Raw genomic sequence first — 936 nt, forward strand, 5'->3', positions numbered from 1 at the left:
CGCTGCAGCTGGTGGGCCTGGCCGACCGCGCCTCGCACAAGCCGACCGAGCTGTCCGGCGGCCAGCAGCAGCGGGTGTCGATCGCGCGCGCGATCGTGTCCGACCCGATGCTGCTGGTGTGCGACGAACCCACCGGCGACCTGGACCGCCAGTCGGCCGAGGACGTGCTGGGCCTGCTGCGCGTGCTGAACCGCGACCACGGCAAGACCATCGTGATGGTGACCCACGACCCGAAGGCGGCCGAGTACGCGCACCGCACGCACCACCTGGACAAGGGCAGCCTGGTCGCCCAGGTCGAGACGCCCGAGCTGGCGTCATGAAGTACCTCCACCTCGTCTGGGCCTCGCTGTTCCGGCGCAAGACGCGCACGGTGCTGACGCTGGTCTCGATCATCGCGGCCTTCCTGCTGTTCGGGCTGCTCGATGCGGTGCGCACCTCGTTCTCGCAGGCCGGGCAGAGCGCCAACGGCGCGGCGCGGCTGCAGACCGGCTCGAAGCTGTCGTTCATCCAGACGCTGCCGCTGTCGCTCGCCCCGCAGATCGAGCGCGTCGACGGCGTGAAGGCGGTGGCGTACGCCAACTGGTTCGGTGGCGCCTACCAGGATCCGCACAACCAGGTGTTCAGCTTCGCGGTGGCGCCCAACTACCTCGACCTGTTCCCCGAGGTCGCGGTGACCGAGGCCGAACGCAAGGCCTTCAACAGCACGCGCACCGGTGCGCTGGTGGGCGAGAAGCTCGCGCAGCGCTTCGGCTGGAAGGTGGGCGACCGGGTGCCGCTGCAGTCGAACATCTTCCCCGACCGCTCGGGCAGCAAGAACTGGCAGTTCGACATCGTCGGCATCCTGCATGCCACCGACAAGAAGACCGGCGGCTTCTTCGACCAGATGTTCCTGCTGAACTGGAAGTACTTCGACGAGACGACGCCGTACAACCAGGG

General features: G+C 68.3%; 2 protein-coding genes. Both read left to right on the forward strand.

Annotation, left to right across the window (positions count from 1 at the left end):
* On the forward strand, positions 1-320 hold a 320-nt coding region (locus tag AC1D12_RS34205; RefSeq protein WP_477845508.1), incomplete at its 5' end, for an ATP-binding cassette domain-containing protein.
* Positions 317-936: ABC transporter permease (locus AC1D12_RS34210; protein ID WP_477845509.1), on the forward strand; the 620-nt coding region annotated here is incomplete at its 3' end. The genes AC1D12_RS34205 and AC1D12_RS34210, both read left to right, overlap by 4 nt.

This window comes from Rhizobacter sp. P1_G5 (genome assembly GCF_056405435.1).